Origin of the sequence: Variovorax nitratireducens (assembly GCF_051216545.1) — a bacterium.
In the GTDB taxonomy this organism is placed as follows: domain Bacteria; phylum Pseudomonadota; class Gammaproteobacteria; order Burkholderiales; family Burkholderiaceae_C; genus Variovorax.
The window spans coordinates 207,244-216,916 of record NZ_JBPJZO010000007.1 but is presented as its reverse complement, the minus strand read 5'-3'; the positions used below and the strand labels follow the sequence as shown (position 1 = coordinate 216,916).

Genomic DNA, 9,673 nt, shown 5'->3' with positions numbered 1-9,673 from the left:
GAGGGCGTTGGATGAGGGGCAGACATCATCGATTCGGGGAATCTGGCGGCGCGATTCATCACCATGCACGCCATTGGGCTTCATCGCGCGCCAATTGGCGACCTGTTCAGACCTTCCCTAGAGGCCCTGCGGCTCATGGCTCCGGTTCTCAACGATTTGTTTCTCGCGCATTTCGCCAACGCGCACCAGCAGCCGCCAGCGACCTTCGAAACGTTGACCCCGCGTCAGAAGGCCATAGTGCGCCATCTCGCCACCGGCATTGATGACAAGACGATTGCCCGGGCACTTGGTTTGGCCGAGAAAACCGTTCGCAATCAACTCGCCGACATCTATGCGCGGCTCGGTGTGCACAAGCGAACACAGTTGATAGCGCTTTTCAAGTAGCCGGGACGTTTGTCCTATTTGCGCGACGGCTCGCCTCAACGAGGATCAGCCATCGCTTGGTGCGAACGACGCGGCGGCAAGCCGAGCAGGAAGGAAAATCATGATTTCGCTTTACGGAAACACCACAAAACAGCTCAGTGCCACAAGAAGTCGAGCATCAGCCCATTTCGTGCGCGCCATGATGCTGGCCGCGGCATTGGCCGTAGGTAGTGCAGCACTTGTTGGTTGTGGCGTCGTTCCGCCAAACGTGCTGCCCACTCACGGCAATTCGGTTCCGATCGCGAAGCATTTCCCTGCAGCACTTTTGGCCGAGCCCATCCAATTGCGAGCCGGTTTCAGCTATGTAACGCAGCCTTTCCCCATTGCAGGTCCAGAGGAACGATGGGCTGTGGCACTTGGGTTCGTCAGGAACGATGAGCCACTGACAACCCAGCAAAGATTGGCAGGTGCTTCCAACACGTGCTGGACAGATAACCCCAGTAAACCAATTCGTCTGAAAACCTGTGAAAACTTCACTCCGGGCTTCAGCGTCAAGTGGGAACTGCTGCGAGAGAACAGCTCCGTGGCCGTGCAATACGCATTTGACAATCTCCGAGCGGACAACGGGGGAACGTACGCCGCCAACGCGATCACGAGCACATTGTCTGGTTTCTCTAATCAACAATCGGGCTTTTACCGATTGCGGGTAACGGTACTCCGCGATGCCAAGGAGCTTGATTTCCTCCAACCGCACATCCTTGTGAATCGACCATTTTTCGGTTCCAAGTCGATCGAATGATCGTTGCATCGTTTTTGTCACACAGCAGCATAGGGAGCACATCATGGGTCAACCAAGCGTCACGATTTTTGTGGACAACGTCGGCACGCCGCATACTTTCATCAGGCTTGATGATGGGAATGGGGTGTCTCAGTACTACGGTTTTGCACCGGCCTCTGCAGGTTCTGCACACGGAGCAGGAACGGTTGGTCAAGGCTTGACAACCCACACGCGAGGCGACCCGAATAACAGCGCGGCTGGATATATGGACGATGTGGGTTGGAGCAAGACAATCGCCACCAGCACGGCGCAATATGACGCGATGGTAGGGGCGGTTTCGACGTGGCGCGATGCAAATCACACATACGACGGCATTGCCACGTTGGGTGGTGAAAACTGCACGACGTTCGTAAAGGCCATTCTGCAGGCGGGAAATGTGCCAAATCCCGGCAACGCCTCTGCAGTTCTTCCCATCAATCTGATTCCTGCAGATGAGCGTAGCGCGTTGTGGGTCACGGACATGGACGGGCGGCGCAGCCAGTCCGACGTCTTGCGCGATCCACTGCACACGCCCGGCACACCCGCCTACGAATACAAGCAGGCGCACCCCGAAATGTTCGTTCCCCCAGCCGGTGGTTCTGGCACCCAAGACCAGAACACTTCCGATTTGCATTGGAATGCAGATGGCACCTACACCCAAGAAATCGCACAGATCGGCGCACAAGAGGGCGACAGCGAACGCATCCAAGTGACCGCTGAAGGCCGAGTCTTGCAAGTCACACAAACCGACGGAGCCCATAACAACGCCGACTACAACTCGCGCACCACCATCTACGACGCGCAAGGCCGGATCGATTCGGTTGATACGCGCTATGACAACGGCACCAGATTGCTTGTAGACAACGATCAAGACGGCAGCCAGGCCTTCAACCAAATTCACCACGCCTACGACGCCCAAGGTCGCGAAGGGAACTACACCGCGTTCTACGATAACGGCACAAGGCTCGAAGTCGATATCGACGAACTGGGCAACCAGAACTGGAACAGCGTTCACCACGCTTTCGATTCCCAGGGCCGCGAGGGAAATTTCACGATCTTCCACGACAGCGGAACACGCTTGGAGGTCGATCTTGACGAGACTGGCGCCAATCCCTGGAGTAATGTCCACCACGCTTTCGATTCCCAGGGCCGTGAGGGAAATTTCACGATCTTCCACGACAGCGGCACACGCTTAGAGGTCGATCTTGACGAGACTGGCGCGAACCCCTGGAGTAGTGTCCATCACGCTTTCGATTCCCAGGGCCGCGAGGGAAATTTCACCATCTTCAACGACAGCGGCACACGCTTGGAGGTCGATCTTGACGAGACTGGCGCGAACCCCTGGAGTAGTGTCCATCACGCTTTCGATTCCCAGGGCCGCGAGGGAAATTTCACGATCTTCCACGACAGCGGAACACGCTTGGAGGTCGATCTTGACGAGACTGGCGCCAATCCCTGGAGCAGTGTCCACCACGCTTTCGATGCCCAGGGCCGTGCGGACAACGCCACCGTGTTCCTGGACGGTGGCGGACGTACTTGGTACGACTACGATCAGACGAACGTCAGGGGCGACAGCACTTGGTCAAACCACCTCGATGCCGCAGGCCGTGAAGACTGGGCGAACATCACCCTCGACGATGGCAGCCGCGATTGGTACGACTATGACCAAGACGGCTCGCAAGGCTGGAACCGCGTGGTGTCCCACTACGATGCGGCGGGACGCGAGGATTACGCGACCATGTTCCTGGACGATGGCAGTCGCAACACATACGACTACGACCAAAACGGCTCGCAGCGTTGGTCGCGTATGGAGTCGCATTTTGGGGCCAATGGCCGCGCAGAGTATTCAACCACGTACAACGATGACGGCTCCCGCCTTGTGATTGACCATGACTACAACGGTCATTTTGGCGAACATGGAATCACCACCTACAGTGCCGCCGGCAGATCGCATTTTGTGGGGTGGACAAAGGATGGTTACGACGGTTTGATCTTCCCTGTTGCGGGCGGTGTCATTGGTGCCAACGGGTACGCAAGCGGGCCGCCATCATTCGGTCAGTTTCCAGCAGCGCTTCCTTATTTGCCCGCCATCTACTCGGATCCCGATGGCAATGGTCCCAGTTGGACGATCGAGACTCCTTGGGGGGTGTACCACGGTACCTAAGCTGGAAGCGGCTCTGGGCACGCGCGGATGGATGCCCGATGCGATGGTTCAGGCGCCGGCCAATTCGCTCATTGCAGGCCATGCGCCGACGCCACAGTTTCTGGCGGACGCCGCGGCGGTGGAGGATGGCACGAGCCCTGGTCACGGCTGGCTGCTCCCACATCGGATGATGTGCTAGCCATTCTTGCGCCGCGCCTGCGGCCCGGCGCTGCAGCCTGGCCTCATCCGCCTGAATCAGACCCCGAGGATCAGGCCGCCGCAGCGAACGCCGCCGTCTCTTCGGTGAAGCTGCGCACCAGCCGCAGCAGTTCCTCTTCCGAATAGGGCTTGCCGAGGTAGTGGTTCACGCCCAGCTGCTTGGCATGCTCGCGGTGCTTCTCGGCAATGCGCGAGGTGATCATGATGATCGGCAGGCCGACCAGCGACGCATCGGCGCGGATGTTCCGTGCCAGGTCGAAGCCATCCATGCGGGGCATTTCGATGTCGGACAACACCACCGCCGGACGCTCCTGCTGCAGGCGTTCGAGCGCCTGCAGGCCGTCGGCCGCGAGCGACACACGGTAGCCTTCGCGCTGCAGCAGACGCTGCGTCACACGCCGCACCGTGATCGAGTCGTCCACCACCAGCACCAGTGGCACCACCGGTGGCGCTTGCGATTCGACCTCCACGGGCAGGTTGACCTGGGCATCCGCGCGAGGCGCCGAGCCGGGGGCCGCCGTGCCCTGCAGGCTGCGCGCCTGGTCGCCATGCACTGCGGCCAATGCCACCGGGTTGTAGATCAGCGCGACAGCACCGGATGCCAACACCGAGATGCCGGCCATGCCGGGCAGCCGTGCGAGTTGCGGGCCGAGGTTCTTGACCACCACTTCCTGGTTGCCCAGCACTTCGTCCACGTGCAGCGCCACGCGTTGGGCCGCGCTGCGCACGACCACCACCACGTTGGTCTTGCTGGAACTGCGCTCACTGCGCGCGCTCGCCTGCAGCAAGGCACCGGCCCAGAAGAATGGCACCTGCTCGCCGCCGAACGGAAAGCTTTGGTTGACGTAAGCCGATTCGAGATCCGATGCGGCGGTACGCTGCACCAGCTCGACCAGACTCGACGGCACGCCGATCGAGACATTCCCTGCGCGCAGCATCACCACGTGCGTCACCGCGGTGGTCAGCGGCAGCACCAGCTTGAAGGTGGTGCCCTCTACCGCCGATGAACGGGTTTCGATGCGGCCGCCGAGCGCGGCCACCTCTGAGCGCACCACGTCCATGCCGATGCCGCGCCCGGCCAGTTCGGAGACCTGGGTCGCGGTCGAAAAGCCGGGCTGGAAGATGAACTCGGCCGCTTCCGCGGGCGTGGGTTGCCGGCCCGGCGCGATCAGGCCGAGGGCCAGTGCGCGTTCGGTGATGCGCGGGTAGTCGAGTCCGCCGCCGTCGTCGCGGAAGCTCACCGACACGTCGTTGCCTTCGTGGTGCAGCTCGATGTTGATGAGGCCGCTCGGATCCTTGCCGGCCTTCTCGCGCAGGGCCGCCGATTCGATGCCGTGCGCAACGCAGTTGCGCAGCAGATGCTCGAACGCAGGCGTCATGCGGTCCAGTACGCCGCGGTCCATCTCGATCCGGCCGCCGGTGATGTCCAGGCGCACCTGTTTGCCGGTGTCCTTCGAGGCTTGCCGCACCACGCGGTAGAGGCGGTCGGACAAGTCCTCGAACTCGACCATGCGCGTTCGCAGCAGGCCGCGCTGGAGTTCGCGGGTCTGGCGCGCCTGGGCGCTGAGGTCGTCTTCCGTGGCCTGCACCGTGCGTTGCAGCGTGCGCTGCACGGTCGCCACGTCGTTGACCGACTCGGCCATCATGCGGGTGAGTTCCTGCACGCGGGTGAAGCGGTCGAACTCGAGCGGGTCGAAGCCCTGCTGCGAATCCTTGGCCTGGGCCAGTCGCGACTGCATCTGGCTTTCGGCCTGCACTTCGATGTCGCGCAGTTGCTGGCGCAGACGGTCGAGGTTGCCGGTCAGATCCGACAGCGAACTGCGCAGTTGGCCGATCTCGGCTTCGAGCCGCGAGCGCGTGATGATGACTTCGCCGGCCTGGGCCACCAGGCGGTCGAGCAGGTGGGTGCGAATGCGCACCGCATGGCTCGATGACTGGCGCAGGGGTGCGAGCACGGTGGGCGTCGGCAGCGCGGGCTTGTCGGCTCGCGCGGCAAGGTCAGCCGCCTTCGCATGGATCGGCTCGTTGGCCGGCTCGGTGTTGACCAGGGCGACAACCGCAGGCGCAGGCGTTTCGGCCGCCTTGCGTTTGGCCATGGCAGCTGCTTCGAGTGCGCGCTGTGCGATCTCGGCCTGGGTCGCATCATCGGCGGCACGCAGGCCATCGAAGGTCGCTTGCAGCACGTCGAAGCGTGCCAGCAGGTGCTCGATCGCGGCGCGCTCGACGCCCTCGGAACCCAGCAACTCGATCTCGGATTCCATGCGGTGCGCACGTTCGCCCAGCCGCATGGCGCCGGCCAGACGGGCACTGCCCTTGAGCGTGTGCAGCGTGCGCAGCGTGGACGCGCGCGGCGCGGCACTTCCCGGCTGTTCCTGCCAGTCGCGCAGCGCGGTGCCGAGCTGCGGCAGCAGTTCGGCCGCCTCTTCCTCGAAGATCGGAAACAGGTCGGCGTCGACCGCATCGGCCAGGTCGATCTCGTCCTCGCTGTCGTCGTAGACCGCAGGCTCGGTGGCGATGACAGGCATCGACACCACGTCGCGGACTTCGGCGAGGTGGGGCACTTCGGCCTTCGGCTGAGACTCGACGGGCGCCGCGACCACAACGGGTTCAACGGGCTGAACGGGCTCAACGGGCTCAACGGGCTCAACGGGCTCAACGGGCGCGGCAACTTCGACATGTTCGACAACAGCGTCGGCGACCGACGGCTCGCGCGCTTCGGCCGGCATCGGTGCGGCCGCCACGTCGCGCAGCGCCTCCAGCGTTTCGGGTGCGGGCTCTTTCAGGAAACCGGCCGCAAACTGGTGCAACAGCCGGCGCAACTCGTTGGTTGCAGCGACCAGCACCGCGCCCTGCTCGGGCGTGCCACTGCCTTGCATGTGCAGATGCTGCAGCGCGGCTTCGAGCAGGCGCGCCATGCCCGACATGCTCTGGAAACCGACCGTGGCCGAACTGCCGGCGAGCGAGTGGGCCAACCCGACGGTTGAATCGGGCATGGGCAGATGCGATTCGAGCGCCCATTCGCCGACCTCGTTCGCGAGTTGACGCGACCATTCGTCCGCCTCGTTCAGATAGACGTTGTAGAGCGCAATGCCGATGCGCAGCGGCCCGATCACCTTGATCTGGTCGTCGGCACCCGGAGCGGCCGAGGACTCGGTTTCTGCTTCGGTGGCCGCAACCGCCGGCTCGGGCTCTGGCTCGGTTTCCGGCGCCGGTGCAGCGGCTTCCGGCGCAACCGGCACCGGTGCCTCGGCAACCGGTTCTTCCGTCGGCGATTCAGGCTCGGCCGCTTCCTTCAGCAGCGGGGCGGGCATTTCACCGCCGAACGCCGGCGGCAGGGCCGTCGCGGATGCTTCCAACGCGGGGTGGGTGTCCAGCAGAAAGTCGAGGCTCTCGGCGCCGGCCAGCGGATCGGCTTCTGCCTCGCGCAGCAGGGGTGGCTCGTCGAAATCGAGGAAATCGGTGGATGCAAAGTGTTCGTCGAAGTCCCCGTGCTCTTCTGCCCGGCGCGCTGCCGACTGTGCAGACGGCGCCGGCGCGTCGAACGATGGCGGCTCGAAGGCCGTGGACGGGAAATCCAGGTCCGGCAGATCCGGCAGATCCAACATCTGCGGTGCTTGCGGCATTTGCGGCTCGGCAACGGGCTCGACAACCGCCGGCGCCGGCGCTGGCGCCGCGGGCTCGTCGGCGATGCGGCGCGCAGCGGCAGCGAGGGTGCCCGCATTGGCGACGGGCGCGGCGACGGCCATTGGTTCGCCATTGCGCAGCGCCTCGGCCACCCTGCGGAAGGGTTCGACCTGCCATGCATGCGGCTGGCCCGCAGCGATGGCTTCGACCCAGTTCGCAAAGTCGCGCATCGCGTTGTCGGTGGCGTGCAGCAGTTCAGGCGTAGCGGGCCGCTGGTCGGCCAGCCAGGTATTGAGCACCTGCTCGAACGACCAGGCTGCTTCGCCGAAGTCCATGAGCCCGACCATGCGCGAGCTGCCCTTGAGCGTATGGAATGCGCGGCGCAGCACCGTCAATGCGCCAATGTCGGTTCCGTCGCGCCGGAGCAGCGCCACGGCGGCCAGGCCACCGTGCAGCACTTCACGGGCCTCGTCGAGGAAGATGTTCTGCAGGTCTTCTTCTTCGAGCTCGGTGACCTCGGTGTCAGGCAGGCCGTCGAGCGGCGCGGGGCCGGTGATCTTGGACGTCCAGCCGTCGGCAGCGCGGCTGAACTCCTCAATGGGCGACACCTTCTTACGCGGCGGTGCGGCGAGCGCGGCGAGGCGCGCGGCAATCTGGGCGTCGACCTCCTCGACGCTGAGCACGGTGTCGGCGCCGGCGGGTGCGGCGGTCGAGGTCGATGCCACGGCGGGAGCAACCGGCGCTGCGGCGTCGGTGCCTTGCCGGCCCATCAGCGGCTTGAGCTCGCCCGCGGCCTCGTCGAACACGAACAGGCGCTTGGCCAGCGCTGGCTGGTAGCCGAGCATATCGATCAGGAAACCGAGTGCCCCCAGATTGTTGCCAAGCGAATCGAAGACGCGTGATTCGTCGGCCGGCGCAACGTCGGCCAACAGCTGATCGACGTTGTCGCGCATGCGCTGCACGGTTTGCGCGGCCTGGTCGAGGCCGAGCACCGAAAACACACCGCGCATCTGCATCAACTGGGTCGGCACGGTGCGCAGCAACCCCTTTTCGGAGGGGCGACGAAAGAACTGGTCGAGCGACTTCTCGAGCTCGCCCAGATGGCTGCGCAGTTCGCCGACCACGGTTCCCATGGTCTGGCGGTCGCTCACGCGGCGGTACAGCTCCTCCATCCAAGGTTCGAGCGGCTCCGAACGGCCGCCTTCGCGCGCCCGCTCGATGCGGCCCGCCAACTGAACCGTGCGCGCCGTGAGTTGACGATCCTGCGGATCAAGATCTTCAAAGGCAGCCTCGAGGTACAGCACCGAGGTGGCGACTTCCATCGCGAGTTCGGTGGCCGGCGGCTGGCCGGACCTGAGCGACGCGTCGACCGCATTGGTGAGCGCCTGCGCCATCGGCAGGCTCGGCGGATGCAGCTTCTGCAACGATTCGCTGAGTTGCGCAAAGGTGTCGACCACCTGCCGCAAGCGGCCGAGATCGCCGCCCGAAAGCGCCGACCACATTTCCTTGGCGGCCTCGATGCGCTTGCGCGCCTGGGTCAGCACCACCGGATCGAAGCGGCCGAACTGCTCGCTGGCGTAGTCGACCGGCCGCTCGTCCGCAAGACTCCACGCCACGCGCACCGCGCGCAGCGTCTTGGCTTGGTCGCGCGAGCCGGGCACGGCCTGGGCACAGAAGAACAACAGATCCTGTGCGAGCCGATCCGACACGGTGTTGTCGCCGCGCGCGAGCGTTGCGTACTGCAGCAGCATGCGCGATGCGGCGCGCTTGACGTAGACGTCGGCCGGCACCAGGCCAAGGCCGAGCGCTTCAAAGAAGGCCCCGGCCACCGCCCAGAAACTGCTGACGCGCATGGTCGAGGCGCCGCGCGCCAGGCCAATGCAGATTTCCTGCAGGCGGCGCGCCGCCTCGTCGTCGCCGCTCTTGACGACCTTGAGCACTTCGCGGTCGATGCGCGAACGCACGGCCGGGTCGTACACCAACGCGGGCTTGGTGCTGGGCAGAACGATTTCGACCCAGCGCCACGGCTTGTTCCACAGATCGGCTGGATGCACCCGTTCATTGCCGACCAGTTCCAGCACGTCGCGGTACTGGGGGAAAAGCGCGACCGGGGATATGACCTTGCCGGTCAGCAGCGCATTCAGGAAATCGGAAACCGCAAAACCGGCGCGGTCCATTTTCTGCACCGCGGCCTCGGTGCAGCGCGTCGGCTCCTGCACGAAGCCCTGGATGGCGAATTCCATGGCGCCGAGCACGAGCGCGGGCGCGGTCTGGCCGACCATCTGCAGCGCCCCGACGGCCTGGTGCAGTTGCTGGCGCGCGATGCGCAGCGGCCCGATGTCGGCCTCCGGCGCAGCAGCGGACTCGCGGGCAAAACGCCGCAACGACTTGCTGGTGGCGTCGACAGACTTCTGAATCTCTTCGAGCACCCAGGCCAAAGGCCCCAGGTCTTCGGTAGCCGGCGCGTTGCGGGCGGCGGGGGCGGGGGGAAGGATCGGCACGGTCTG

At 64.4% G+C, this 9,673-nt stretch carries 4 protein-coding genes; 3 read left to right on the top strand and 1 reads right to left on the bottom strand.

All coding sequences use genetic code 11. The features are described from left to right. Positions 1-63 precede the first annotated feature (63 nt). From ACSFA8_RS18210 to ACSFA8_RS18200, 3 genes are all read left to right on the top strand, one after another. Positions 64-384 carry a response regulator transcription factor gene (locus tag ACSFA8_RS18210; protein WP_435480884.1) on the top strand — a complete coding sequence of 107 codons (321 nt, stop codon included), beginning with the start codon at positions 64-66 and terminating at the stop codon, positions 382-384. A gap of 100 nt (positions 385-484) precedes the next feature. After that, a complete protein-coding gene (locus ACSFA8_RS18205) occupies positions 485-1,162 on the top strand; it encodes a hypothetical protein (RefSeq protein WP_435480883.1) in 678 nt (225 codons plus the stop codon). Between the two features lie 43 nt (positions 1,163-1,205). After that, positions 1,206-3,344 (top strand): hypothetical protein, encoded by a 2,139-nt coding sequence (locus ACSFA8_RS18200; RefSeq protein ID WP_435480882.1) that lies wholly within the window; start codon positions 1,206-1,208, stop codon positions 3,342-3,344. 248 nt (positions 3,345-3,592) lie between these two features. On the opposite strand, the gene ACSFA8_RS18195 is transcribed toward ACSFA8_RS18200, so the two are convergent. Beyond that, on the bottom strand, positions 3,593-9,667 hold the full coding sequence (locus tag ACSFA8_RS18195; RefSeq protein ID WP_435480881.1) for a hybrid sensor histidine kinase/response regulator: 6,075 nt from the start codon (positions 9,665-9,667) through the stop codon (positions 3,593-3,595). Positions 9,668-9,673: the final 6 nt, after the last annotated feature.

Bases quoted from the DNA above. Each gene is read 5' to 3' on its own strand.
- ACSFA8_RS18210 (WP_435480884.1), top strand. From the start codon at position 64: ATGCACGCCATTGGGCTTCATCGCGCGCCAATTGGCGACCTGTTCAGA.
- ACSFA8_RS18200 (WP_435480882.1), top strand. From the start codon at position 1,206: ATGGGTCAACCAAGCGTCACGATTTTTGTGGACAACGTCGGCACGCCG.
- ACSFA8_RS18205 (WP_435480883.1), top strand. From the start codon at position 485: ATGATTTCGCTTTACGGAAACACCACAAAACAGCTCAGTGCCACAAGA.